This window comes from Streptomyces monomycini, assembly GCF_022271435.1.
Classification (GTDB): Bacteria; Actinomycetota; Actinomycetes; order Streptomycetales; family Streptomycetaceae; genus Streptomyces; species Streptomyces monomycini.
Genome location: NZ_JAFIQY010000006.1, coordinates 60,606 through 86,433 on the forward strand (window position 1 = coordinate 60,606; position 25,828 = coordinate 86,433).

A 25,828-nucleotide genomic window follows, 5' to 3' on the forward strand; every position below is an offset into this window, starting at 1 on the left:
GCTTGCTCGTCGCGGACGTTCGGAAGACGTACGGGGAGTTCGTCCTGGAGATTCGCCGCGAGGTCACCCGGAGGGCGGGTCACCCGCCAGAGGCGTCCAGATGGCGACCGGGCGCCGCGGCCGTGCTGCGGCAGGGTGGCGCGCCGCCTCGGTCACACCGCTTACACCTCCTGGGCGGATTTCGGCCTGGGGTTCGTCCTCGGGTGCTGCCTGCATTTCGACGAGGGGCGCTTTGGCAAGTAGTTCACCGAGACGGTGTACGTCTACCGCACCCTCATGACGAGTCCGGCGAACCCATGGGTCAGCATTCCCCGGCAGGAGCCAATCGGGAAACCAACCGACACTTTCACCGCAAAAGTGAGTGGAGAGACAATGGAGAGAAAGCCATGAGCATGCCGCCCCAGCCGCCACCACCCGGGAACGGGTACGGAAGTGCGCCCCAGGGCCCCTACGGTCAGGCGCAGCCCCCGTACGGCATACCCCCCGCGCCTCCCGTCAGCGGCCCCTACGGGCAGCAGCCGCCCCCGCCCGGCCAGCAGCCGCCCCCGCCCGGATACAGCGGAGGCTGGAACGGCATGCCGCCGATGGCGCAGCCCCCGCGCAAGAGCAACACCGGGAAAGTGCTGGGCATCGTCGGGGGTGCGGTCGCGCTCGTGGTGGTGGGCGGGATCGTGGCGGTGGTGGCGCTGAGCGGTGCCGGTGGTCCGAAGTACAAGACGGTGGTGCCGAAGACCCTTGTCGACGGGAAGTACACCCTCGCGAAGGATCTGAGTGACACGGTGAGCCCCCAGGTTCCGCGCGACGGCTCGTACGCTCACAACATGACCACGGTGGGCGGGCAGTACCAGTCCGGTGCCAAATCGCTGGTGCTGCTGTCGATGTACGGCTCCGTGAGCGATCCGCTGCGAGCCGTCGAGCAGACGATTCACGGTATGGAGAGCAGCGGCGGGGAAATGGTCGTACCGAAGCAGGAAGAACGGCCGCACGGCACCAAGGAACCGGTGTACTGCGGTGTCTTCGTGAAGCGGCAGATGGGCCAGAAATTCACCGCGCCGTTCTGCACCTGGGCGGATTCGAGTACGACCGGGAATGTGATGGAGACGGACGCGGAGCGGATCGACGCCGACCCCTTCTCGGTGGATCTGGAGGCGCTCGCGGAGAAGACGGACAGGATACGCAGCGAGATCAAGGTGCCGATCGGGCAGTAACCGGAGCCGGTCCGGCCGACAGGCGAGGGGCCACGGCAGCGCCTACGCTGGTTCCGGGCTGCGGTGCTCGCCCGGCGGGTGACCGCTGTCCGTTGTCCAACGGCGGAGGCGGATGTCCATGAGCCAGGGCCAGAGTCGGACGCGGGAACGGACGGATTCGGCGGGGGAGTCCGATCCGCGGCGATGGTGGGGGCTCGTCGTCATCGCCGTGGCCCAGTTGATGGTGGTGCTGGACGCGACGATCGTGAATATCGCGTTGCCGTCCGCGCAGCGGGAGCTGCACATGTCGGACGCCAACCGGCAGTGGGTCATCACGGCGTACACCCTCGCCTTTGGCGGATTGTTGCTGCTGGGCGGGCGGATCGCCGACCTGGTGGGACGGAAGCGGGCGTTCATCATCGGGCTGGTGGGGTTCGCGATCGCTTCCGCGCTGGGCGGGGCGGCGTCCGGGCAGGGATTGCTGTTCGGGGCCCGGGCATTGCAGGGCGCGTTCGCTGCCGTGCTGGCACCGTCCGCATTGTCGTTGCTGACGACGACTTTCACGGACGGGAAAGAGCGGAGCAAGGCGTTCGGAATTTACGGCGCCATCGCGGGCGGCGGCTCCGCCATCGGGCTGATGGCCGGCGGATTGCTGACGGAGTACCTGGACTGGCGTTGGTGTCTTTACGTGAATGTGCCGATCGCGATGGTGGCCATCGCGGGAGCCTGGGTCTTTCTGCACGACCGGCGGGGGCACGGCGGGGCTCGGCTGGATGTCCCCGGTGTGGTGCTGGGGTGCGGTGGGCTGGTCGCCATCGTCTACGGGTGCAGTGAGGCGCAGCCGCGGGGATGGAGCGATGGTCTGGTCATCGGGTTGTTGGCCGGCGGAGCCCTCATGCTGGTGGTTTTCGCGTGGTGGCAGGGGCGGGCGCGCCATCCGTTGCTGCCGTTGCACATCGTGCGGGACCGGAATCGCGCGGGCGCGTTTCTGACCATGGCGTTGGCGGTCATCGCCATGTTCGGGATGTTCCTTTTCATGACGTACTACTTGCAGGTGGTGCTGGGATATTCGCCGGTGAAGACGGGACTGGCGTTCCTGCCGCTGACGGCGGCGATCATCGTGGGGTCGACGCAGATATCGGCCCGGCTGCTGCACCACCTGCCGCCCCGCGTGCTGATGGTGCCGGGCGCGGTGTCCGCGGCGGCGGGGCTGGCCTGGCTGACGACGCTGACCGCCGAGCCCGCGTACGTCTCGCACGTACTGCCGTCCGAGCTGCTGGTCGGCCTCGGGATGGGCCTGATCTTCATGCCGGTGATGTCCACGGCCACGGCGGGCGTCGCGCCGCAGGACTCCGGGGTGACGTCCGCGACCGTCAACACGGCGCAGCAGGTGGGCGGTTCGATCGGTACGGCGCTGTTGAACACCATCGCCACGTCGACGAGTGCGACGTACATCGGGAGTCACCTGGCCACGGCGGCGAAGGAGGCGGGAGGACACCTGACCCCCGCGGTGCGGGACGGGGTCGTGAAGGACGGGGTCGTGCACGGGTTCACGGTGGCCATCGGTTGGGGTGCGGGAATCATGCTGCTGGCGGGGGTGGTCGCGGGCGTGCTGGTGAACGGGAAGGCGCCCCGGCAGAAATCTCCGGCCGCCGATGTCGAGAACTCCCGATCGGCTCCGTCCCCGTAGTGCACGCGGCCACAATGGGCCGCACCCGTACGGAGGAGACCCACGATGGCCAAGTACCTGCTGCTGAAGCACTACCGCGGCGCGCCGGCCCCGGTGAACGACGTGCCCATGGACCGGTGGACGCCGGAGGAGATCTCCGCCCACATGCGGTACATGCAGGATTTCGCGGACCGGCTGGAGAAGACCGGCGAGTTCGTGGACGGTCAGGCGCTCGCCGCCGAGGGGGCGTGGGTCCGGTACGACGGTGAGGGGCGCCCGCCGGTAACCGACGGGCCGTTCGCGGAGACCAAGGACCTGATCGCCGGATGGATGGTGATCGACGTCGACGGTTACGCGCGCGCCGTCGAGCTGGCCGGGGAGCTGTCGGCCGCTCCCGGGGCGGGCGGGAAGCCGATCCACGAGTGGCTGGAGGTGCGCCCGTTCCTGGCCGCGCCGCCCACCGTCACGGAGTGACCTCCCCGGTGACGCGGCTGGACGAGGCGCTGCTGCGGAGCCTCACGCCGGGCGTGATCGGGGTCCTCGTCCGCCGCGGAGCCGACTTCGCGGCGGCCGAGGACGCCGTACAGGAGGCGCTGGTCGAGGCGGTCCGGGTCTGGCCGTCCGACCAACCGCGCGACCCCAAGGGGTGGCTGATCGCCGTGGCCTGGCGGCGGTTCCTCGACGCGACCCGGGCGGACGTGTCCCGCCGCCGGCGGGAGGACCTCGTCGACCAGGAGCCGGTGCCCGGGCCGGCGCCCGCGGTGGACGACACGCTCCGGCTGTACTTCCTGTGCGCCCACCCGTCGCTGACGCCGTCGTCCGCGGTCGCGCTCACACTGCGGGCGGTCGGCGGTCTCACCACCCGCCAGGTCGCCCGGGCGTACCTGGTGCCCGAGGCGACGATGGCGCAGCGGATCAGCCGGGCGAAACGGACCGTGTCCGGCGTACGTCTCGACCGGCCCGGCGATGTCGCCACCGTGCTGCGCGTCCTCTACCTGGTCTTCAACGAGGGCTACTCCGGCGACGTCGACCTGGCCGCCGAGGCCGTCCGGCTCACCCGGCAGCTCGCGGCCGTGATCGACCACCCCGAGGTGGCGGGCCTGCTCGCCCTGATGCTGCTCCACCACGCGCGCCGTGCCGCCCGTACCGCGCCCGACGGCGCTCTGGCGCCGCTCGCCGAGCAGGACCGGGGCCGGTGGGACACCAGGACGATCGCGGAGGGCGTAGGGATCTTGCAGGCGGCGCTCGCCCGCGACCGGCTGGGCGAGTTCCAGGCCCAGGCCGCCGTCGCGGCGCTGCACGCCGACGCGCCCACCGCGGCGGAGACCGACTGGGTGCAGATCGTCGAGTGGTACGACGAGCTGGCGCGCCTGACCGACAGCCCGGTCGTCCGGCTCAACCGCGCGGTGGCGGTCGGTGAGGCCGACGGGCCGCGGGCCGGGCTGGCGGCGCTCGCGGAGCTGGACGCGGCGCTGCCCCGGCACACCGCGGTGGCGGCGTATCTGTACGAGCGGGACGGTGACCCGGCGACGGCGGCGCGGCTGTACGCGGAGGCTGCCCAGAAGGCGTCCAACCTCGCCGAACGCGACCACCTGACGCGCCAGGCCGCCCGTCTCAACGCCCGCCGGTCCCCCTGACAGGACGCGCCGGGCCCCCTCGCGGCAGGCCGGCACTCAGTACGCTGGCCCCGTGTTCACCCCCGAGGGACCGACGCTCCGCGAGCTGACCGTGCAGGCGCTCTCCTCCGTGGAGCGCGGCTACGACCTGCTGGCCCCGAAGTTCGACCACACGCCGTTCCGTACGCCGGACCGGATTCTCGACGCGACGGCGGAGGCGCTGCGGGGCCTCGGCCCGTTCGAGGCCGGGCTCGACGTCTGCTGCGGCACGGGAGCGGGCATGGGCGTGCTGCGGTCCCTGTGCCGGGAGCGGATCGTGGGGGCCGACTTCAGTACGGGGATGCTCGCGGCGGCGCGCCGGACCGTGGCCGTGTCCCCGCCCCCGCCCATGCCCCCGCGTACGGAGCCCACCGTCACGTACGTACGCGCCGACGCCCGCGCCCTCCCCTTCACCTCAGCCTTCGACCTCGCCGTCACCTTCGGCGCCCTCGGCCACTTCCTGCCCGTCGAGCGCGCCGCGGTCTTCGCCGGAGTGCACCGGGCGCTGCGTCCAGGCGGGATCTTCGCCTTCCCGATCGCCGCGCCGCCGTCGCCTCGCTCCGTCCTGTACTGGACCCTGCTCGGCTTCGACGCGGTGATGCGCGTACGGAACGTGCTGTGGCGACCCCCGTTCGTCATGTACTACCGGACGTGCGCGCTGCGCGACATACGGGCCGACCTGCGCGCGGCGGGGTTCACCGTGGAGCTCGTACCGGTGCGAGGGGCGGCCCGCCGCCCCGACGGCAGCCCCGGCTGGGGGCTCGTGGCGGCCCGTCGGTCCTGATCGCCCGAAAGCGACGATCAAGGGCCGTACCGAGCGCGGAAAACCAGGCGCGGTGGCCCTGCACCCGTCCGATACGATATTGACGTTCCGTAGAACAAAACCTCACTCACCGTAGCGACTTGGGAGCAGCCGGCAATGGCTCGACACCTCATCACCAGCGCCCTTCCGTACATCAACGGGATCAAGCACCTGGGCAACATGGTGGGGTCCATGCTCCCGGCCGACGTGTACGGGCGGTATCTGCGCCAGCGCGGCCACGAGGTGCTCTACATCTGCGCGACGGACGAGCACGGCACGCCCGCCGAGCTGGCGGCCAAGGACGCCGGCCAGTCCGTCGACGCGTACTGCGGCGAACAGCACGACGCGCAGAAGGCCATCTACGACGGCTTCCACCTGCAGTTCGACCACTTCGGGCGCAGCTCCTCGCAGCAGAACGTGGAGCTGACCCAGCACTTCGCGCGCAAGCTGCACGAGAACGGCTTCATCGAGGAGCGCGCCATCCGGCAGGTCTACTCGATCGCCGACGAGCGCTTCCTCCCGGACCGCTACATCGTCGGCACGTGCCCGCACTGCGGCTACGACAAGGCGCGCGGCGACCAGTGCGAGAACTGCACCCGCGTCCTGGACCCGACCGACCTGATCGACGCCCGCTCGGCGATCAGCGGCAGCAGCGACCTGGAGGTGCGCGAGACCAAGCACCTCTTCCTGCTCCAGTCCAAGCTCCAGGGCGAGGTCGAGCAGTGGATCGACGACAACAGCGAGGAGTGGCCGACGCTGGCGTCGTCCATCGCCCGCAAGTGGCTGACCGAGGGCCTGCACGACCGGGCGATCACCCGTGACCTGGACTGGGGCGTGCCGGTGCCGGCCGACGTGTGGCCGGAGCTGGCCGCCGAGGGCAAGGTCTTCTACGTCTGGTTCGACGCGCCGATCGAGTACATCGCCTCGACGAAGGAGTGGGCGGACGCCGACCCGGCGCACCGCGACTGGAAGTCGTGGTGGTACGAGGCCGACGACGTGCGCTACACGGAGTTCATGGCCAAGGACAACGTCCCGTTCCACTCGGTGATGTTCCCGGCCACCGAGCTGGGCACCCGCGAGCCGTGGAAGAAGGTCGACTTCCTCAAGGCGTTCAACTGGCTGACGTACTACGGCGGCAAGTTCTCCACCTCGCAGCGGCGCGGCATCTTCACCGACGCGGCGCTGGAGCTGCTGCCCGCCGACTACTGGCGCTACTTCCTGATCGCCAACGCGCCCGAGTCCGACGACACGTCCTTCACCTGGGAGCTGTTCTCCTCCTCGGTCAACAAGGACCTGGCCGACACCCTCGGCAACTTCGTCAACCGGGTGCTGTCCTTCTCCCGCAAGCGCTTCGGCGACGAGGTACCGGCGGGCGCGGCGGCCGGGGAGGCCGAGACGAAGCTGGGCGAGCAGATCGCCGAGCTGCTGGCGGAGTACGAGGGCCACATGGAGGCCCTCCAGTTCCGCAAGGCGGCGGCGGCCCTGCGCGCGCTCTGGAGCGCGGGCAACTCCTACCTGGAGGAGAAGGCCCCCTGGCTGGAGATCAAGACCGACCAGGAAGCGGCGGCGCTGACGCTGCGTACGGCGATGAACCTGATCCACCTGTACGCGATCGTCTCGGAGCCGTTCATCCCGGCGGCGGCGAAGGCGATGCGCGGCGCGTTCGCGCTGGACGGCGACACGGCGGCCTGGGTGACGGCGGAGGAGGCGCGGGCCCTGGCCTCGGTCCCGGCCGGCACGGCGTTCACGGTCCCGCCGGTGCTCTTCGCGAAGATCACGGAGGATGACCTGGAGTCGTACCGGGAGCGGTTCGGCGCGGCGGAGTAGCACGCGGACGACGTACGGCGAGGGGCCCGGAACCGGCGAACGGTTCCGGGCCCCTCGGCCGTCGTACGACCGCCCTAGGCGGACTTACCGCCGTACGGGTGCCAGCCGGCCGTCCGTACCGTGAAGCCCATGGGTTCCGGCATCGGGATGTCCTGGCCGAAGATGCCCTTCGCGGTCTCGACGTAGTGACGGCCGTCGAGCTGGAGCAGATGCCAGGTGGCGTCGTTGGGGTCCACGATCAGGTAGACGGGGATGCCGGCCTCGGCGTAGCGCTCGCGCTTGTCCTCCCAGTCGCGCTTGATGGCCGTACGGGTCGTGGAGACCGTTTCGACGACGGCGAGGACGATCTGCGCGGGCCAGTCGGCCTCGTCGTCGGCTGGGCAGTCAGCAGACCGGATGACGACGGCATCGGCCCGCGGCCGGTAGTCGTCGGCCACCAGCAGCCCTCGCTCGCTCCATGCCGCGAAAGGCGCCGGGGTGTGGCGTACGAAGGTGCGTCCGGGGAGATCGTGGAAGTGACCAGGGTGCGCCTGCACGACAATTTCGCCGTCGAGCAGTTCGGCACGCAGACCGCCCGGCACGTCCAGTTCGCGCCACCTCTTGATGAGTGCGTTGCTGTCCACCGGAGGTCCTTTCAAGACACCGTCCTGCGGAGGTGCCGATCAGGTACGAGCTCTTCACCCGCGGTAGTTCCTCTTGTCGAGGAGAAAATCGAAGTCGCCGCGCGCACCCCGCTCCCTGAGCTGTGCGAGCGCTATGGCTCGACCACGCCGCTTGACCACCTCCGCCAAAGCCATGTTGACGGTGTCCTCCTTGGTCTTCGTGCCGAGGAGCTTCGCGGCTTCCGCCAGCGCCTCGTCGTCGGCCTCCAGCCGAAGCTTCGCCATGCCTCAGCGCACCCAGTCCTTCAGCGGCTCAGTGTCCAGGTCGATGCCCACCGGGTCCGGCAGGGTGACCGTCTTCCCGAACGGCACCGTCAGGAGCATCTCGTAGCGGCCGCCATCGGGCTGCGAGTGCACCTTGACCTCGCAGGTGTCCCGGTCGATCAGCAGATACACCGGGATACCGGTCTCGGCGTACGCCTTCGGCTTGTCCTGGCGGTCCCGGCGATTGGTGTCGTGGTCGCGGGATGTGACCTCGACGGCCATGAGCACTCCGTCGGCATCCGCCCACTCGCCCTGGCCGACGAAGTTGTCGCTCGGCGCGAGGCAGACGTCGGGGCGGGCATTGCCGTTACGGTACGTCTCAACCCGCAGGCCCTGGTCTCCATGCAGCCACCAATCGGCGTTGGCCTGAATACACAAGCGTGTCAGCCACTGGATGATCCGCCCGTGATCGCCGTCCGGCAACGCCTTTTCCCCGATCTTCCCGTTGATGAATTCCAGACGCAGCGCCTCTTCCACACGCACAGCGAGGCGAGCCAGCTCCTCGAACTGCTCCTGGCTCAGGACACTCGCGTGCTCTTCGACGACGCCCACGTCGGTCTCCTCCGGGATCGGTGGTGCCTTCCACCGTACGTCTTCCCTGTACACCACGACCGGATTCTCCGCGAGCTGCGTCATGCCCGAAGCGTGGCACGCGAAAAGGCCCGCGATCATCAGATCGCGGGCCCTTCACACGTACGAACGAACTACTTCACCTGCGGCTTGCGGATCGACAGGTGCAGCTCCTTCAGCCGCGACTCCTCGACCTCGCTCGGCGCGCCCATGAGCAGGTCCTGGGCGTTGCCGTTGAGGGGGAAGGCGATGGTCTCGCGGATGTTGGGCTCGTCCGCGAGGAGCATGACGATGCGGTCGACGCCCGGGGCGATGCCGCCGTGGGGCGGGGCGCCGAACTTGAAGGCGCGGAGCATGCCGCCGAACTCGGCCTCGACGGTGTCCTTGTCGTAACCGGCGATGGCGAACGCCTTGTACATGACGTCCGGCTCGTGGTTGCGGATGGCGCCGGAGGACAGCTCGACGCCGTTGCAGACGATGTCGTACTGCCAGGCCAGGATGTCCAGCGGGTCCTTGGTCTCCAGCGCCGTGAGGCCGCCCTGCGGCATGGAGAACGGGTTGTGGGAGAACTCGATCTTGCCGGTGTCCTCGTCCTTCTCGAACATCGGGAAGTCGACGATCCAGCAGAAGCGGAACTCGCCCTCGACGAAGTGGCCGGTGCGCTTGGCCGCCTCGACGCGGACCGCGCCCATGATCTTGGAGACCTCGTCGAACTCGCCGGCGCCGAAGAAGACGGCCGAGCCGGGCTTCAGGTCCAGGGCCTCGACCAGCGCCTTCACGTCGTCCTCGGTGAGGAACTTGGCGATCGGGCCGGAGAGAGCGTTCTCCTCGCCCACGCGGACCCAGGCCAGGCCCTTCGCGCCCTGCTGGACGGCGAAGTCACCCATCTGGTCGAAGAACTTGCGCGGCTGGTCGGCGGTGTCCGGTACGGCCAGGGCGCGGACGTGCTTGTCGGCGAAGGCCTTGAAGCCGGAGCCGGCGAAGACGGCCGAGACGTCGACCAGCTCCAGCTCGGCACGGAGGTCCGGCTTGTCGGAGCCGTACTTGAGCATCGACTCGCGGAACGGGATGCGCGGGAACGGCGAGGTGACCGTGCGGCCGCCGCCGAACTCGGTGAACAGCTCGGTCATCAGCTGCTCGATCGGGCCGAAGACGTCCTCCTGCTCGACGAAGCTCATCTCGACGTCGAGCTGGTAGAACTCGCCCGGCGAGCGGTCGGCGCGGGCGTCCTCGTCGCGGAAGCAGGGCGCGATCTGGAAGTAGCGGTCGAAGCCCGCGATCATCAGCAGCTGCTTGAACTGCTGCGGGGCCTGCGGCAGCGCGTAGAACTTGCCGGCGTGCAGCCGGGACGGGACGAGGAAGTCGCGGGCGCCCTCGGGGGAGGTCGCGGACAGGATCGGCGTCGCCATCTCGTTGAAGCCGAGCGCGGTCATCTTGTGCCGGATGGCGGAGATGACGGCGGTGCGCAGCATCAGGTTGCGGTGCATCCGCTCGCGGCGCAGGTCGAGGAAGCGGTATTCGAGGCGCTTCTCCTCGTTGACCCCGTCCTCGGCGTTGATCGTGAAGGGGATCTGCTCGGCGGCGCCCAGCACCTCGACGGCCGTGACCTCGACCTCGATCTCGCCGGTGGGCAGGTCGGGGTTGACGTTGTCCGCGCCGCGGGCGCTGACCTTGCCGTCGATACGGACGACGGACTCCTTGGTCAGCGAGCCGAGCGCCTCGTTGGCGGGGGTGCCGGGACGGGCGACGAGCTGGACCAGGCCGTAGTGGTCGCGCAGATCGATGAAGAGGATGCCGCCCAGGTCACGTCGATTGTGCAGCCAGCCGCTGAGGCGGACGTCGGTGTCGACGTCCGCGGCTCGGAGCTCGCCACAGTTATGGGACCGGTACCGATGCATCGCTCATCCAAGTCGTCGCAAGTTGGAGGGTGGGTTTGCTGTAACCGTTCCAGGTTACCGGTCACGCCACCGCTGGAGGTTGTCATATCCGCGTCAATAGGGCCATGGGATGATGGTCCTGCCCGCCGCGCTGGTCGGCTCCCGCCAAACCCACATAAAGTGATGCAATGCGCACCAAGGACCTCCTGGCCGCCACCGCGACCGGCCTGTGGCGCTGGGACAACGTCTCGGGGGAAGTGACCCTCGACGCCGAGACCGCCCGGCTGCTGGGCCTGCCCGCGGAGCCCGCCGAGCTGTCCGAGGCCGCGGTGCGCTCCCGCCTCCACCCCGCCGACTTCGCCGAGATCACCGGCATCGTCAACCTCGCCGTCACCGAGAGCAGCATCGCCGAGGCCCGGCTGCGCGTCATGGACAGCGCGGGCCGGGTGCTGCGCACCGTCCGCACCCGCTCCCGCGCCTTCCTGCGCAGCGACACCGACGACACGGACTACGAGCTGGTCGGCACCGTCCAGGAGATCCCCGGGACCCAGCCCGGCACCACCGCCCCGCATACCCCGGTCACCGGCGACTGGCGCCGCTCCCGCGAGGCGTTCCTGCTGGACGCCGGCCGCGCGCTCGCCGAGGCGCACTCCACCGCCGAGGTGCTGCGGGTCGCCGCCGGCCTGTCCATGCCCGGCTTCAGCCCGGACGGCCTGGCCGTCTTCGGCATCGAGGGCGACCGGATCTCCGTCATCGGCCACCACGGGCACCGGCAGGGCGACCTCGCCCCCTTCGTCGACATGCCGCTGGACACCGACTACCCGGCCGCCGAGGTGGTACGGACCGGCCGCGCCGTCTACCTGCCCGCCCCCGAGGACTACCGCCGCCGCTACCCCGCCACCTGGCCGCTGGCCGCCGCCTTCCACCGGGAGTCCTGGGCCTTCCTGCCCCTGGTGAGCGCGGGCCGCACGATCGGCGCCTGGATGGCGGCCTTCGGCACACCGGTCGCCTTCACGCCCGACGAGCGCTCGGTGCTCACCACCGTCGCCCGGATGCTCGCCCAGGCACTGGCCCGCGCCGGCGACCAGGAGTCGCGGCGCGAGCTGACCGACGGCCTCCAGCGCAGCATGATGCCGACGGTGCACCCGGACATTCCCGGCATGACGGTGGCGGCGCGGTACGTGCCGACCGGCGGCGGCCTGGAGGTCGGCGGCGACTGGTACGACATGATCACGCTGCCGTCCGGCCGGATCGCGCTGGTCATCGGCGACGTGCAGGGCCACGACGTACGGGCCGCGGGCCTGATGGGACAGCTGCGGATCGCGCTGCGCGCCTACGCCTCCGAGGGCCACCACCCCGACGCGGTGCTCTCCCGCGCCTCCCGCTTCCTCGCCGGCATCAACGACACCGAGTTCGGCGGCGAGGACCCGCGCTTCGCCACCTGCCTCTACATCGAGGTGGACCCGGCGACCGGCCTGCTGGACATCGCGCGGGCCGGGCACCCCGACCCGACCATCCGGATGGCCGACGGGACGGTACTCGTCCGGCCCACCGCGGGCGGCCTGCCGCTGGGCATCGTCCCGGACACCGACTACCCGACCACCCGGCTCGTCCTGGAGCCCGGCGAGACGATGCTGGTCTGCACGGACGGGCTGATCGAGACCGGCGGGCACGACCTGGAGTCGGGCTGGGCGCGGCTGCGCCACGTCATCGAGACGTACGGGGCCGAGGACCCGGCCGGCAACGCCACGGACGTGGTCGCGCCGACGCTGGAGGACGCGGCGGGCCTGGAGAAGCTCGCCGACGCGCTCGTCCAGGCGGTGCACGGCCCGCCGTCGTACCACACCACCGGTCCGTTCATGGACCGCCGCGAGGACGACATAGCGATGCTGCTGCTGTGCCGCGAGGGCGGCAGCTGCGGGGTCGGTACGGGCGGCACGGCGGCGCACCGGCCCGTCCGCCGTACGGTGCTGACCGTCAAGCAGGCCGAGCCCGAGCGGATAGCGGAGGCCCGTCACCAGGTCCGCGACGTGCTGCACGACTGGACCGACGAGGACCAGGTCGACTCGGCCGTCCTGATGGTCTCCGAGATGGTCACCAATGTGCTGATGCACACGGACGGCGACGCGCTGCTGGTCGCGGAGATCACCGGCGAGAAGGGCAGCCGCCGGATCCGCGTGGACGTCGCCGACAGCAGCGACGAGCTGCCGCACCGCCGCACCCCGGGCGAGCTGGCGTCCTCGGGGCGCGGCCTGGTGCTGATGGAGCTGCTGGCGGGCGCGTGGGGCGTGGACCCGCGCGGCGACGGCAAGTCGACGTGGTTCGAGCTCTACGAGGACGCGGCGGGCGGCGCCGAGCCGTCGCTGGCGGACCTCTCCGCCCCGCCGGCGGCCCCGTCGGCCGACCCGCTGCCCGAATCCGCGGCGTAGTGCCGGCGCAGCTCGGAGAGCACGCCGAACGCCGCCGCGGTCAGCGGCACGGACAGCAGCATCCCCATCACCCCGGCGACGCTGGCGCCCGCGGTGATCGCCAGCATCACGATCGCCGGGTGCATCTGGACCGTACGGCTCTGCACGATCGGCTGGAGGATGTGGCCCTCCAGGAAGAACACCACCAGGACGATGCCCAGCGTCCAGAGCGCGATGGCCGGGCCCCGGTCGTCGGCGAACGCGACCAGCACGGCCACCGAGCCGGACAGGAACGAGCCCAGGTACGGGATGTAGGCGCCCACGAAGACCAGTGCGCCCAGCCCGAACGCGCCGGGCACCTGGAGGATCAGCAGACCGACGGTGATGCCGACCGCGTCGATCAGCGCGATCAGCGTCGTACCGCGCATGAAGCCCTCGATGGCCTGGTAGCCGCGGCGGGCCATCTGTTCCAGCCCCGGCCCGGAGTCGCCGGGCGCCCAGTCGTGCAGAGCGCGGACGGCCTTGTCCGCGTCGCGCAGGAAGAAGAACGTCAGGAACAGGGCGAGTACGGAAGCGGCGAGGGTAGCCGCGACGACGCCGACGCCTTCCAGGACGCCGGTGGCCGCGGTGCCGCCGAACTTCCCTATGAAGGGCTTGGCGTTGGAGACGATGTCGTCCAGTGAGGTACCGGCGGCGCCGAAGTGCCGGGACACCTCCTTGGCGGCGTCCTTGAGCGAGGCGATGATCTGGTCCCCGGTGTCGATCAGCGCGCTGACGACGATGTAACCGGCGCCGCCGACCACCACGATCAGCAGGGCGCAGGTCAGCCCGGCGGCCAGCGAACGGTTCAGCTTCATGGCCACCAGCCGCCGGTAGACCGGCCCCAGCAGCGCACTGCCGAGCAGGGCCAGCAGTACGGGGGTGACGGCGGCGCTCAGGGTCACGCACAGCCAGACGCCGACGGCCGCCACGGCGGCGACGAGCAGGCCCACGCCGCACCAGGCCGCGGCGCGGCGGGCGGCGGCCGGGAGCAGTGGCTGACGGTCCGGGGGTCTCAGATCGTTTCGCACCCCGCCAGTGGATCACGGGGCCGCCCGTACGGGGCGGCATTCCGCCGCGAGCGGATGCAGTCTTGTTGCGGCCGCGGACGGGTACGGACCACTGTCGGCCCGTACCCGCTGTCCGCTGTTCCCCCGTCCGCTGTCCCTGCGCCGGCTCAGTGGCCCTCGGCCGGCACCGTCCCCAGCCGCCCCGCCTGGAAGTCCTCGAAGGCCTGGGCCAGTTCGGCGTGGGTGTTCATGACGAACGGGCCGTAGTGCATCATCGGCTCGCGGATCGGCTGCCCGCCGAGCAGCACGACCTCCAGGTTGGGGCTGCGGGACTCCTGCGTGGCGTCCGCCCGGAGGGTGAGCGAGTCACCGCCGGGGCCGAACACGACGGCCTGCCCGGTACGGAACGGCCGCCCGAGCGGACCCGCGCTGCCGCGTCCGGCCAGCCCGTACGCCAGCGCGTTGAAGTCCGACCGCCACGGGATGGTCACCTCGGCACCCGGATTGACCGAGACGTGCATCATCGTGATCGGCGTGTGGGTGATCCCGGGTCCTTCATGACCGTCGATGTCGCCCGCGATCAGCCGCAGCAGCGCGCCGCCGTCCGCCGAGGTCAGCAGCTTGACCTGGCCGCCGCCGATGTCCTGGTAGCGCGGCGCCATCATCTTGTCCTTCTTAGGCAGGTTCACCCACAGCTGGAGGCCGTGGAAGAGCCCGCCCGTCATGACCAGTTCCTCCGGCGGCGCCTCGATGTGCAGCAGACCGGAGCCCGCCGTCATCCACTGGGTGTCGCCGTCGTTGATCACGCCACCGCCGCCGTGCGAGTCACGGTGGATGAAGCTGCCGTCGATCAGGTACGTGACGGTCTCGAAGCCGCGGTGCGGGTGCCAGGGGGTGCCTTTGGGCTCGCCCGGCGCGTACTCCACCTCGCCCATCTGATCCATCATGATGAACGGATCCAGGTGCGTGTAGTCGATGCCGGCGAAGGCACGGCGTACCGGAAAACCCTCCCCCTCGAAGCCGCCGGGCGCGGTGGAGACCGCGAGCACGGCCCGCGGCCGGGCGTCGGCGGGCGCCGCCACCCGCGGCAGGGTCAGCGGATTCTCTACGGTCACTGCGGGCATGACGGCCTCCTCGGTCGTTCGACATTCAACTTAGTTGAACTCTGAACAACCTGCAAGGCGTCGCCCATTCCCGCGGCACGTGCGCCGATGAAAGGGCTGGTCAGAGCGTTGCGTGGAAGCGGTGGGCGGTGCACCACTTCCGGCACACGCACGCCTCTCGCGCCGGACGCCCGGCCGGAGCACTCTGAACGCATGGGCACATCCGCTCAGGACCCAGCGGGCCAAGGACAAGGGTGGAGGCAGCCGGGCCAGGGTCCCCCGGCGGCCTCGGATCAAGGACAGCCGGCACCGCCCGGCTCGCCGTACGCGGCACCACCACCGCCGCCCCCGCGCAAACGCCGCAAGGGCTGTCTGACCTGCGGCATCGCCGCAGCCGTCGGGGCCGTGATCGTGCTGGTCGTCATCATCGTCACGGTCGTCTCCGTCGGCGGCTCCGGCGGCGGCAAGGACGAGAGCGGCGGCTCCGGCCCTTCCGGGACGTCGTCCGCGTCCGCCGGGAAGGGCAGGATCACGAAGGAGATGTACGACCGGGTCCGTACGGGCATGACCGAGCGCGAGGTCACCGCGATCACCGGCCCGTGCGAGTCCTCGGCGGAGGACGAGGTGGCGGGGGTCCGCGGCAAGGTGCTGACCTGCCAGGGCGCCGAGACCTTCAGCGCGGCGACGTTCACCTTCAGCAACGGGCGGCTGGCCGCCAAGGGACAGGTGGGCCTCGGCGGCGACCGGGCGCGGAAGGGGTCGATGACCAAGGAGAAGTACGACCGGCTGCGGACCGGGATGACCGAGAAGGAAGCCCTGGCCGTCGCGGGGGCGTGCGAGAAGAACTCCGACACCGACCTCGCGGGCAGCTCGGCGACGGGCTACACCTGCACCGCCGCCGACGGGCTGGGCAGCGCCTCGCTCACCTTCGCCGACGGGAAGCTGGTGGCGAAGGCGCAGGCCGGGCTGGAGTGACGGGCGCGGGCAGGCGCAGACACAGGGGCGGGGGCAGGGGCCGGAAAGTGTGCGGCGGCACCCTCAGGTGCCGCCGTCAGGCTCCGCCGCCGGGTGCCGCCGCCGGGTGCCGCCGTCGGGCCGCCACCGGGTGCCGCCGTCAGGGACGGGGTCAGCCGTACATCCGGCGCATCGCGAAGTCGACCATCTGCTCCACCGACTTGGCGTCGAAGACCATGCGGTGGTCGCCCTCCATGTCCAGGACGAAGCCGTAGCCGGTGGGGAGCAGGTCCAGGACCTCGGCGCCGGTGATCACGAAGTACTTGGACTCCTTGCCCGCGTACCGGCGCAGCTCCTTGAGCGAGGTGAACATCGGGATGACCGGCTGCTGCGTGTTGTGCAGCGCCAGGAACCCGGGGTTGTCGCCGCGCGGGCAGTAGACCTTGGAGGTGGAGAAGATGCCCTGGAAGTCCTCCGCCGACATCGAGCCGGTGGTGAAGGCCCGTACCGCGTCGGCGAGGGAGGGCGGGGACGGCTCGGGGTAGAGCGGCTGCTCGCCGTAGCCGCCGGGGGCCGGGTGCTGCGGCGGGGGCGCACCGTACTGTTGCTGCCCGGCGCCCGCGTTCTGGTCGTAGCCGTACATGCGGCACAGCGTACTGAGTCGGCGCGGCACGTACGCCGCTACGTTGGAAGAGCTCCGAGTCCGCCCGACCGACCGAGGCCCGCACCGATGACCGATCGCGATCGACCGAAGCCGCGCATCACCCGTGGCGGCGTGCTGCTCACCGTCAGCGCCGTGACCGCCTGCGGGCTGATGCTCTTCGGCGCCGTCCAGCTCAGGAACGCGCAGGCGGCCTGGTCCCTGACGTACGAGGCCACCTCCACGGGCGGGCAGCCGCGGGCCGCCGAGGTGCGCTACCGGCACTCCGACAGCGGCGACGAGCGCGAGGAGAAGACCGGCGGGACGCGCCTGCCCTGGCGCAAGACGGTGGTCGTGGACGCCGGCGAGGAGGCGTGGCTGGAGGTGCGGCCGGCCGGGAACGGCACGGCCTCCTGCCGGATTCTGCTCGACGGCGAGCGCCAGGTCGCCTCGGGGAAGTCGCCGGGGCCGGGCGAGCCCGCCGTGTGCCGGGTGACCACCAGTGGCACGTCGCAGCAGTGGCGGTAGGACACAGGAGGACGTACATAGGAGGACGTACAAGGGCGTACGGCAGGGCCGCCCGGCCCCTCCGGAGCTGCACAAACAGGGCATCACGGCCCCCTGAGGCGTACGGCAGGGGCCCTGGCGCCGCTCATTGACGCTCGTCACAGATGGGCGGTCAGGGGTTGCTTCTTATTACCGACGGGTAGCATCATCGTAGCTACTTGCTGGTATTGCGTTTGAGGTCCCTCGCTTCCAAGCGCTGGGTCTCCTCCCGAACCTTACGGAGCCGTACCCATGGGCCACTACAAGTCGAATCTCCGCGACATCGAGTTCAACCTCTTCGAGGTGCTCGGGCGCGACAGCGTGTACGGCACCGGACCGTTCGCGGAGATGGACGTCGACACCGCCAAGAGCGTGCTGAGCGAGATCGCCCGGCTCTCCGAGAACGAGCTGGCGGACTCCTTCGCGGACACCGACCGCAACCCGCCGGTCTTCGACCCGGACACCAACACCGCGCCGGTACCCGACACCTTCAAGAAGAGCTACCAGGCGTACATGGACGCCGAGTGGTGGCGGCTGGGCATCCCGGAGGAGATCGGCGGCACCACCGCGCCGCGCTCCCTGCTGTGGGCCTTCGCCGAGACCATCCTGGGCGCCAACCCGGCCATCTGGATGTACGCCTCCGGCCCGGCCTTCGCGGGCGTGCTCCACGAGGAGGGCACCGAGGAGCAGCACAGGATCGCCCAGCTGATGGTGGACAAGCAGTGGGGCTCCACCATGGTGCTGACCGAGCCCGACGCGGGTTCGGACGTCGGCGCCGGCCGCACCAAGGCCACGCAGCAGGCGGACGGCACCTGGCACATCGAGGGCGTCAAGCGCTTCATCACCTCCGGTGAGCACGACATGTCCGAGAACATCGTGCACTTCGTGCTGGCCCGCCCCGAGGGTGCCGGTCCGGGCACCAAGGGCCTGTCGCTGTTCATCGTGCCGAAGTACGACTTCGACTGGGAGACCGGCGAGCTGGGCGAGCGCAACGGCGCCTACGCCACCAACGTCGAGCACAAGATGGGCCTGAAGGCCTCCAACACCTGCGAGATGACCTTCGGCGCCAACCACCCGGCCAAGGGCTGGCTGCTGGGCGAGAAGCACGACGGCATCCGCCAGATGTTCAAGATCATCGAGTTCGCGCGGATGATGGTCGGCACGAAGGCCATCGCCACCCTCTCCACCGGCTACCTCAACGCCCTGGAGTACGCCAAGGAGCGCGTGCAGGGCCCGGACCTGGCCGCCTTCACCGACAAGACCGCGCCGCGCGTCACCATCACCCACCACCCCGACGTGCGCCGCGCGCTGATGACGCAGAAGGCGTACGCCGAGGGCATGCGCGCCCTGGTGCTCTACACCGCGACCGTCCAGGACGAGATCATCGCCAAGGAGGCCGCGGGCGAGGACGCCTCCGCCGCGACCCGCCTGAACGACCTGCTGCTGCCGATCGTCAAGGGCTACGGCTCGGAGAAGTCCTACGAGCAGCTGGCCCAGTCGCTCCAGACCTTCGGCGGCTCCGGGTACCTCCAGGAGTACCCGATCGAGCAGTACATCCGGGACGCCAAGATCGACACCCTCTACGAGGGCACCACCGCCATCCAGGGCCAGGACTTCTTCTTCCGGAAGATCGTCCGGGACCAGGGCCAGGCCATGACCGCGCTCTCCGAGGAGATCAAGAAGTTCCTCGCGGAGGCCGTCGGCGGCGAGGCGCTGGAGGCGGCCCGCGGCGAGCTGGCCAAGGCCGCCGCCGACCTGGAGGCGATCGTCGGCGCGATGCTGACCGACCTGGCCGGCACCGAGAAGGACGTGAAGTCCATCTACAAGGTGGGGCTGAACACCACCCGCCTGCTGATGGCCTCCGGTGACGTCGTCATCGGCTACCTGCTCCTGAAGGGCGCCGCGGTCGCGAGCGAGAAGCTGGCGGGTGCCTCCAGCAAGGACAAGCCGTTCTACGAGGGCAAGATCGCGGCGGCGAAGTTCTTCGCGCACAACGTGCTGCCGGGCGTGTCCGTGCAGCGTGGCCTGGCCGAGACCGTCGACCAGTCGCTGATGGAGCTGGACGAGGCCGCGTTCTGAGGTGACCCGAGGGGCCTGGCGCGCTCTGCGGGTCTTCTAAGAGCGGCTTAAAACCCGTCCGGAAAAAACCGGTTTACGGGACGCTCTCACAGCGTTCTCAGACAAGCGCGCCAAGCTGGCGTTGCCCGCCTCCCATCCCCCGGGGAGGCGGGCATCGTCGTTCGGGAGGCTGCCGTACGGACCTGGCGGACCATGCCCGAACCGGCCTGGCGGACCGTGCCCGACGGGCCTGGCCGAGGGTTCCGAACGGGATTCCAGGAAGTGCCCGAACGGGCCGCCCGGCTTCCCGTACGGACCTCCCGGGGGCAGCGGTCACGGGCCTTCCGGAGCCGCGCCGGCGCCGGTCGCCGAGCCGCCGTCGGGGCGTTCCGGTTCCCATACCGTGATGCATGCCGATTCGTATACCGGGGAAGGGCACCCGCTAGTCCTTATGCTGAATCCATGAGCCATTCCGCCCGCTTCGACCGCGGCCACACCGACGACCTGATGTCCTTCCTCGCCGCCTCCCCCTCGCCGTACCACGCAGTGGCCAACGCGGCCGAGCGGCTGGAGAAGGCGGGGTTCCGGCAGGTGGCCGAGACCGACGCCTGGGACGGGGAGAGCGGCGGCAAGTACGTCCTGCGCGGCGGGGCGATCATCGCCTGGTACGTCCCGGAGAGCGCCACGGCAGCCACTCCGTACCGCATCGTCGGCGCCCACACCGACTCGCCCAATCTGCGCGTCAAACCCATCCCGGACACCGGCCACCGCGGCTGGCGGCAGGTCGCCGTCGAGGTCTACGGCGGCACCCTGCTCAACACCTGGCTCGACCGTGACCTGGGCCTGAGCGGCCGGGTCACGCTGCGCGACGGCAGTGCCCGGCTGGTCAACGTCGACCGCGCCCTGATGCGGGTGCCGCAGCTCGCCGTGCACCTGGACCGCTCGGTCAACGCCGACGGCCTCAAGCTCGACAAGCAGCGCCACATGACGCCGATCTGGGGCCTGGGCGAGGTGCGCGAGGGCGACCTGGTCGCCTTCGTGGAGGAGGAGATCGGGGTGCCGGCCGGCGACATACGCGGCTGGGACCTGATGCTCCACAGCATCGAGCCGCCCGCCTACCTCGGCCGGGACCGCGAGCTGGTGGCCGGGCCGCGGATGGACAACCTGCTGTCCGTGCACGCCGGTACGGCCGCGCTGGTGGCGGTCGCGACGTCCGACGAGGAGCCCCCGTACATCCCGGTGCTCGCCGCCTTCGACCACGAGGAGAACGGCAGCCAGTCCGACACCGGCGCCGACGGCCCGCTGCTCGGTACGGTGCTGGAACGTTCGGTCTTCGCCCGCGGCGGCGCGTACGAGGACCGCGCCCGCGCCTTCGCCGGCACGGTCTGTCTCTCCTCCGACACCGGCCACGCCCTGCACCCCAACTACACCGAGCGGCACGACCCGGGCCACCACCCGATGCCCAACGGCGGACCGATCCTGAAGGTCAACGTCAACCAGCGGTACGCCACCGACGGCAGCGGCCGCGCGGTCTTCGCGGACGCCTGCGAGCGGGCCGGCGTGCCGTGGCAGTCCTTCGTCTCGAACAACGCCATGCCCTGCGGCACCACCATCGGGCCGATCACCGCGGCCCGGCACGGAATCGCCACGGTCGACATCGGCGTTGCCATCCTGTCGATGCACTCGGCGCGCGAGCTGTGCGGCAGCGAGGACCCGCACCTGCTGGCGAGCGCCCTGACGGCCTTCCTGGAGGGCTGAGTTGGACTTCTCCCTGCTGGGCCCGATATCCGTCACCACCGGTGCCGGTGAGCTGGCGCTCGGGCCCGCCAAACGGAGCAGCGTGCTCGCGCTGCTGCTGTTGCAGCCCAATACCACTGTTCCCCTGGAGCAGTTGATCGACTCCCTGTGGGAGGAGGAACCACCCGAACACGCCCGTACGGTCGTCCAGGGCCACGTCTCGCGGCTGCGCGCCACGCTGGCCCGCGGCGGCGCCGAGGCGTACGGCATCGAACTGGCCACCCACGGCTCGGCGTACCTGCTGCGCCTGCCCGAGGAGCTGATCGACGCCCACCGCTTCGCCGAACTGGTCGCGCTGGCCCGCCCCGAGGCGGCGCCCGCCGACGCGGTGCCGCTGCTGCGCGAGGCGCTCGGACTGTGGCGCGGCCCGGCCCTCACCGGCACGGTCACCAGCCCGCCGTTCGCCGCCGCCGCGCACGCGCTGGAGGAACAGCGGCTGGCCGCGACCGAGGCGCTGGCCCGGGCGCACGGCGCGCTCGGCGAGCACGAACAGGCCGCGGCGATCCTCTACACGGCCGCGGTCAACAACCCGCTGCGCGAGGGGATGGTCGCCGAGCTGATGCGCGCGCTGTTCCGTACGGGACGGCAGTCGGACGCAATGGAGTGGTTCCACCGGACCCGGCGGCTGCTCGACGAGGAACTGGGCGTCGGCCCCGGGGCGCGGCTCAAGGGCGCCTACGAGGAGATCCTTCGCGCGGAGGAAGCGGGAGCCGGGCGAGGCGGCGCGGATTCCGGCACCGGCCGAGGCGGCGGTGCGGCGGGCGCGGCAGGCGGCGCGGGACGGGCAGCACAGGGCGCGGAGCGGGAGGCGGGCGCCGCCGACCCGCGCCGCACCACCGCCGCGGACCCCCGCGTACCCGCCCAGGGCGGCCGCGGCCCCACGGGCGGCGCACCCGGTCGTACCACCGGCCCGCCCGCCGTACCCCGCCTGCTCCCCCGGCCACCCGCCCGCTTCCTGGGACGGGAGCAGCAACTCGCCGCGCTCACCACCGTGGTGCAGTCCGCCGTACCCGGTGAGAGTCCGCTCGCCGTCGTCACCGGGCCGGCCGGCGTCGGCAAGACCGCCTGCGCGGTCCAGTGGTCCCACGCGTACGCCGGGGCCTTCCCCGACGGCCAGCTCTTCGCGGACCTGCGCGGTTTCAACGAGGGCGCGGCGGCCGAGCCCGTCGAGATCCTGCGCGACTTCCTGCTCGCGCTCGGCACGCCCCCGGACCGCGTGCCGACGTCCGCGCAGTCGGCCTCCGCGCTGTTCAGGTCGCTGGTGGCCGAACGCCGGCTGCTGGTCGTCCTCGACAACGCGCAGAGCTCCGCCCAGGTACGCCCGCTGCTGCCCGGCGGCGCGCACTGCGCGACGGTCGTCACCAGCCGCAGCCGCCTGGACGGCCTGGTCGCCACCGACGTCGCCCGGCCGGTGCCCGTCCAGGCGCTCGGCGCGGCGGAAGGCACCGCGCTGCTCGGGGCGATGCTCGGCGCGGAGCGGGTCGCCGACGACCCGGACGCCGCGCAGGAACTGGTCGCGCTGTGCGACGGGCTGCCGCTGGCCCTGCGCGCGGCGGCCGCGCAGCTGACGGCCAGGCCACGCTGGCGGCTGGCCCGCCTGGCCGCCGCCCTGCGCGACGAACGGCGGCGTCTGGCCCTGCTGTCCGCCGAGGACACCGGGGTCGCGGCGGCCCTGCGGATGTCCGTGGCCCGCCTCTCGGCGGACGACGCGCGCCTGCTCAGCGCGCTCGCCGCGAACGCCGACGGCCATCTGAACGCGTCCGTCGCGGCGGCGCTGGCCGGTGCCGACCCGGAGGTCATCCAGGAGGGCCTGGACCGGCTCACCGAGATGCACCTGGTCGACGAGGAGGCCACCGACGTCTACACGATCAGCACGCTGACCCAGCTGTTCGCGCGCGACGAGGGGCCGGCCGGAGGGTCTTCCGGCGGGCCGGAGGGGAAGCCGGGCGGGGGCTCCGGCAACAGCTGAGAACGTCAGCTGAGAGCAGCGACCGGCACGAGGCCGGACGCACGGCCGACGGACCGCCGGCGGGGACGCCGGAGAGCGGGGGACGGTCCGGAGGGCGGGCGGCAGGGGTGGGAGCGGGGCGTGGCAGTCGGCGCCCGGGGCGGGCCATCGCAGCACGTGCCAGGGGCTGACCCGGCGTACGCTCCACCCCGGCCCCGAGGGACGGAACGGACAGCACACTCCGAACCCCCACGTTTCCGCAACAAGCCTGCCCCCGCTCACCGTTCGAACTGTTCCCTTTCCGGCCGCCGCCCCCTACCGTCTCCGGATGCGCATGATCAAAATCCGGTACACGGCCGCGGCCACCGCTCTCGCCTGCACGGCCTCCCTCTTCGCCGCCCAGTCCGCCACAGCCCGCCCTGCCGCCCCGGCCTGGCAGAAGGTGGGCGACGGCATCACGTCAGGGATAAGCGGCCTCGCCGTCGTACCGGGTTCCCGGCCGGGCCGGACCGATCTCCTCGTCGCCCGCGACAACAAGAAACCCGGCGAGAACCGGCTGGCCCTCGTACGCCTGCGCCCCGGCGACCGCCCCCAGGTCCGTCCGCTGGCCTGGCGGGGCAGCCGCACACCCGCCGACCTGGAAGCGCTCGACGCGGTCCCCGGCCGGTCCGGCGAGTACGCCGCCCTGGCCAGCGACGGCACCGGCTACCACCTGCGCCTGGACACGGCGGCGGGCACCGTGCGCGTCCTCGGCACCTTCACCGTCCCCGGCGCCTCGGAGGACGACAACTACGAGGGCTTCGCGCTCACCTCCCAGGGACACCGGCTCGTCGCCGTGTGGGCCGACCGCGGCGAGGACAGCCGCCCCGGCACCCTGCACGCCGCCCGCCTCGACCTCACCCGCCGCGCGTTCTCCGCCCCGGTCACGGCCACCTTCCGCGCGCCGTACCCCGCCGAGCACGTACGGCACGTCAGCGACCTGAAGATCGGCGCGTTCGGCGCGCTCACGGTCTCCGCGGCCTCGGACAACGGCGACGACGGCCCGTTCGACTCCGCCCTCTACGACGCGGGTACGGTGTCCGTGGACGGCCGGGGCACGATACGGCTGACCGTACGGCAGTCCCCGAAGCCCCTCGGCCGCTACGCCGGCCACAAGATAGAGGCGCTGGCCTGCCTGCCGCACTCCCGCCACGGCGTGCTCGGCACCGACGACGAGAACGCGGGCGGCGCGCTCCGCACCGTCGCCGGCGGACCGTGCTGAAGCGGCGCCCGGGAGCACCGCGCCGGTCCGCGGCCGATCCGCGCCGGTTCCGTTAGGCAAGCGTTAGCCAGGCGCCAGGGGAACACGTCAGGGTGGCAGTACAGCATGCAGCGAACGTAGCGACCCCGGGAGACCCCATGCCGCGCCACACCGTTACGGAGGCCGCCACCGCCCACAGCGCCCGCCGCCGTGCCGACGGCAGGCGCGCTCGTACCCGTACGCTGCGGACCGCCGCCGCCGGACTCACGGCGGTGGCCGCCCTCGGCCTGCTCACCGCCTGCGGCGGGCAGGAGGCGCTCAGGACCAGCGACGCCAAGCCGTTCCACCCCTTCGGGAAGGACTCCGGCGGCTCGGACGAGCCGCTGGGTCCGGGCATGCCCAGCAGTTCCCGCACCGGCCAGGCCGTCGGCAACAGCGGCCGCCCGGCCTGCGACGCCTCGAAGGTGGTGGTCGCGGCCAAGCCCGTCCCCCAGCCGCCCGGCCGCCTCCTCCTCCAGGTCACCAACACCTCCGCCACCGCCTGCGACCTGTACGGCTTCCCGCGGCTGCGGGACGGCGACACGTCCCCCGCCACCGCCCCGAACGCCCGCAGCGCGCCCCGCTCACCGCTCACCCTCGCCCCCGGCAGCACCGCGTACGCCGCCCTGACGCCGTCCACCGCCGATTCCGCCCCCGAGCGGCACACCCTCTCGGTCGGCTTCACGGACCAGCACGGCCACGGCATACCCGGGGCAGGGGCCCGCGCGCACGTCCGGCTGCCCGGCGGTGTCCGCTTCGACGGCTCCGCGCAGGTCACCTACTGGCAGTACGACGTGAACCGCGCGGTCCGGCCGTAACGATCCGCCCGCCGGAACGGCACAGTCGGCCATACCGCCCCGCCCGCCGGAACAGCGCAGTCCGGCCATACCGCCCCACCCCCGAATCACGCGATTGGCCCCACCGGCCCCGGGTACCCGGTCCACGACCGGCCCGGAACATCCAATTGCGTACGGAGGCAACAACCATGGGCATCGGATGGTGCATCGGTCTGCTCGCGCTGGGAGGCATCCTGACCTTCGCGGTGGACTGGCAGATGGCCGGAGTCAACCTCCACCTCGTCGGCCTGATCCTGATGGCGGTCGGCATCATCGGCATCGCGGCGTACGTCAGCATCTTCAAGCGCCGCCGCATGCAGCCGCCGAGCCCGGCGGCCCCGGTGGTCGAGGAGACTCACCGCATGCACTACGAGGACTGACACGACTGACACGTCCGCCATGTCCGGCGACCGCAAAACCCTTCGACTCCACGGGCCGTCGCGAAGACCGTGAACGCCATGCGACAGGACGAGACCTGGGGCGAGGAAACCGCCCGGAGCCACGACACGCTCAGCGCCGGCATGTTCGCGCCCGAGGAGCTGGCTCCGACCGTCGGCCACCTGGCCGGACTCGATCTCTTGGCCCACTTGGCCGGCTCCGAGCTGGAATCCCGGCGCGCGGGCTGGAAGGGCGCCGGGTTCACGGCCGAGTCGAAGTCGCACGTTTCGGTTTATCGCCTGGGTGAGGCGGCGTAGCG

The 25,828-nt window shown here is 71.3% G+C and carries 22 protein-coding genes and 1 pseudogene; 16 read left to right on the forward strand and 7 right to left on the reverse strand.

Going from position 1 to position 25,828, the window contains the following annotated elements; genetic code table 11:
• Positions 1–386 precede the first annotated feature (386 nt).
• From JXZ78_RS09815 to metG, 6 genes are all read left to right on the forward strand, one after another.
• On the forward strand, positions 387–1,208 hold the full coding sequence (locus JXZ78_RS09815; protein ID WP_238782797.1) for a hypothetical protein: 822 nt from the start codon (positions 387–389) through the stop codon (positions 1,206–1,208).
• Positions 1,209–1,326: 118 nt separating this feature from the next.
• Positions 1,327–2,877 (forward strand): MFS transporter, encoded by a 1,551-nt coding sequence (locus JXZ78_RS09820; RefSeq protein WP_078624372.1) that lies wholly within the window; start codon positions 1,327–1,329, stop codon positions 2,875–2,877.
• A gap of 45 nt (positions 2,878–2,922) precedes the next feature.
• Positions 2,923–3,330: a YciI family protein gene (locus tag JXZ78_RS09825; RefSeq protein WP_030021148.1), complete on the forward strand. Its 408-nt coding sequence runs from the start codon at positions 2,923–2,925 to the stop codon at positions 3,328–3,330.
• Between the two features lie 17 nt (positions 3,331–3,347).
• The gene (locus JXZ78_RS09830; protein WP_030021149.1) at positions 3,348–4,493 is read left to right on the forward strand and encodes an RNA polymerase sigma factor; all 1,146 of its coding nucleotides are present in this window, start codon (positions 3,348–3,350) and stop codon (positions 4,491–4,493) included.
• Between the two features lie 52 nt (positions 4,494–4,545).
• Entirely contained in the window at positions 4,546–5,295 is a 750-nt protein-coding gene (locus tag JXZ78_RS09835; RefSeq protein ID WP_030021150.1) for a class I SAM-dependent methyltransferase, read from the forward strand.
• Between the two features lie 135 nt (positions 5,296–5,430).
• Entirely contained in the window at positions 5,431–7,140 is a 1,710-nt protein-coding gene (metG, locus tag JXZ78_RS09840) for a methionine--tRNA ligase (RefSeq protein ID WP_030021151.1), read from the forward strand.
• A gap of 74 nt (positions 7,141–7,214) precedes the next feature.
• Here metG and JXZ78_RS09845 read toward each other — a convergent pair whose 3' ends face one another.
• The 4 genes from JXZ78_RS09845 to aspS form a co-directional block, all read right to left on the reverse strand.
• Positions 7,215–7,763, reverse strand: a complete 549-nt coding sequence (locus JXZ78_RS09845; protein WP_030021152.1) for a Uma2 family endonuclease — start codon at positions 7,761–7,763, stop codon at positions 7,215–7,217.
• Between the two features lie 54 nt (positions 7,764–7,817).
• On the reverse strand, positions 7,818–8,027 hold the full coding sequence (locus JXZ78_RS09850) for a type II toxin-antitoxin system VapB family antitoxin (RefSeq protein WP_030021153.1): 210 nt from the start codon (positions 8,025–8,027) through the stop codon (positions 7,818–7,820).
• Between the two features lie 3 nt (positions 8,028–8,030).
• Positions 8,031–8,618, reverse strand: coding sequence for a Uma2 family endonuclease (locus tag JXZ78_RS09855; RefSeq protein WP_030021154.1), 588 nt, complete (start codon positions 8,616–8,618; stop codon positions 8,031–8,033).
• Between the two features lie 152 nt (positions 8,619–8,770).
• Positions 8,771–10,534 carry an aspartate--tRNA ligase gene (aspS, locus tag JXZ78_RS09860; protein ID WP_030021155.1) on the reverse strand — a complete coding sequence of 588 codons (1,764 nt, stop codon included), beginning with the start codon at positions 10,532–10,534 and terminating at the stop codon, positions 8,771–8,773.
• A gap of 167 nt (positions 10,535–10,701) precedes the next feature.
• Here aspS and JXZ78_RS09865 point away from each other — a divergent pair, with 167 nt between their 5' ends.
• On the forward strand, positions 10,702–12,942 hold the full coding sequence (locus JXZ78_RS09865) for an ATP-binding SpoIIE family protein phosphatase (RefSeq protein ID WP_030021156.1): 2,241 nt from the start codon (positions 10,702–10,704) through the stop codon (positions 12,940–12,942).
• On the opposite strand, the gene JXZ78_RS09870 is transcribed toward JXZ78_RS09865, so the two are convergent.
• Together JXZ78_RS09870 and JXZ78_RS09875 are read right to left on the reverse strand one after the other, a co-directional pair.
• Complete coding sequence (locus tag JXZ78_RS09870) at positions 12,843–13,991, reverse strand: AI-2E family transporter (RefSeq protein ID WP_030021158.1); 1,149 nt, start codon at positions 13,989–13,991, stop codon at positions 12,843–12,845. The genes JXZ78_RS09865 and JXZ78_RS09870 overlap by 100 nt on opposite strands.
• A gap of 146 nt (positions 13,992–14,137) precedes the next feature.
• Complete coding sequence (locus JXZ78_RS09875) at positions 14,138–15,094, reverse strand: pirin family protein (protein ID WP_030021160.1); 957 nt, start codon at positions 15,092–15,094, stop codon at positions 14,138–14,140.
• A gap of 192 nt (positions 15,095–15,286) precedes the next feature.
• Between JXZ78_RS09875 and JXZ78_RS09880 the strand changes: the two genes are divergently transcribed.
• Positions 15,287–16,048, forward strand: coding sequence for a hypothetical protein (locus JXZ78_RS09880; protein WP_157851621.1), 762 nt, complete (start codon positions 15,287–15,289; stop codon positions 16,046–16,048).
• Positions 16,049–16,199: 151 nt separating this feature from the next.
• Here JXZ78_RS09880 and JXZ78_RS09885 read toward each other — a convergent pair whose 3' ends face one another.
• Positions 16,200–16,670, reverse strand: coding sequence for an SseB family protein (locus JXZ78_RS09885; protein WP_003980379.1), 471 nt, complete (start codon positions 16,668–16,670; stop codon positions 16,200–16,202).
• An 87-nt stretch (positions 16,671–16,757) separates the two neighbouring features.
• On the opposite strand from JXZ78_RS09885, the gene JXZ78_RS09890 reads away from it, so the two are divergent.
• From JXZ78_RS09890 to JXZ78_RS41025, 8 genes and pseudogenes are all read left to right on the forward strand, one after another.
• Complete coding sequence (locus tag JXZ78_RS09890; protein ID WP_030021162.1) at positions 16,758–17,195, forward strand: hypothetical protein; 438 nt, start codon at positions 16,758–16,760, stop codon at positions 17,193–17,195.
• Between the two features lie 270 nt (positions 17,196–17,465).
• Positions 17,466–19,292, forward strand: coding sequence for an acyl-CoA dehydrogenase (locus JXZ78_RS09895; RefSeq protein WP_030021163.1), 1,827 nt, complete (start codon positions 17,466–17,468; stop codon positions 19,290–19,292).
• 441 nt (positions 19,293–19,733) lie between these two features.
• A complete protein-coding gene (locus JXZ78_RS09900) occupies positions 19,734–21,029 on the forward strand; it encodes a M18 family aminopeptidase (protein WP_030021164.1) in 1,296 nt (431 codons plus the stop codon).
• Position 21,030: 1 nt separating this feature from the next.
• A complete protein-coding gene (locus JXZ78_RS09905; protein WP_030021165.1) occupies positions 21,031–23,037 on the forward strand; it encodes an AfsR/SARP family transcriptional regulator in 2,007 nt (668 codons plus the stop codon).
• Positions 23,038–23,344: 307 nt separating this feature from the next.
• A complete protein-coding gene (locus JXZ78_RS09910; RefSeq protein WP_030021166.1) occupies positions 23,345–24,277 on the forward strand; it encodes a hypothetical protein in 933 nt (310 codons plus the stop codon).
• A 137-nt stretch (positions 24,278–24,414) separates the two neighbouring features.
• Entirely contained in the window at positions 24,415–25,113 is a 699-nt protein-coding gene (locus JXZ78_RS09915) for a DUF4232 domain-containing protein (protein ID WP_030021167.1), read from the forward strand.
• A gap of 167 nt (positions 25,114–25,280) precedes the next feature.
• Positions 25,281–25,511: a DUF6458 family protein gene (locus JXZ78_RS09920; RefSeq protein ID WP_030021168.1), complete on the forward strand. Its 231-nt coding sequence runs from the start codon at positions 25,281–25,283 to the stop codon at positions 25,509–25,511.
• A gap of 183 nt (positions 25,512–25,694) precedes the next feature.
• A pseudogene (locus tag JXZ78_RS41025) lies at positions 25,695–25,826 on the forward strand (SAM-dependent methyltransferase); the annotation flags it as partial.
• Positions 25,827–25,828 lie beyond the last annotated feature (2 nt).